Origin of the sequence: Longicatena sp. 210702-DFI.1.196, assembly GCF_020563125.1 — a bacterium.
Taxonomy (GTDB): domain Bacteria; phylum Bacillota_I; class Bacilli_A; order Erysipelotrichales; family Erysipelotrichaceae; genus Longicatena; species Longicatena caecimuris.
In genome coordinates this window covers 1-224 of the sequence record NZ_JAJCPX010000152.1, presented here as the reverse complement: position 1 = coordinate 224, position 224 = coordinate 1, and the positions used below count along the sequence as shown (strand labels likewise).

The 224-nt window shown below is 31.2% G+C and carries 1 pseudogene; it reads left to right on the top strand.

Going from position 1 to position 224, the window contains the following annotated elements:
• Positions 1–40: 40 nt before the first annotated feature.
• Positions 41–224, top strand: a pseudogene (locus LI241_RS15740) (IS110 family transposase); the annotation flags it as partial.

The following is a 224-nucleotide window of genomic DNA, read 5'->3' as shown; positions in this document are numbered from 1 at the left end:
TGCTTTATTTCTTTTAAACAAATATAAAACAGTGGATCGTATGAAACGTTTAACTCATCAAGACTGTGTTTTATTACATAATAAATCTCGTCGCATTCCAACTTCTAGTTTTGAAGAACTTCGTGATTTAGCAAAACATACGATTGGGCATCATTTTAACTACAATGATCTTATTCTTTCCTCTGCACTTCAAATCGTAAATACTCTTGAACGGCAAATAGAAA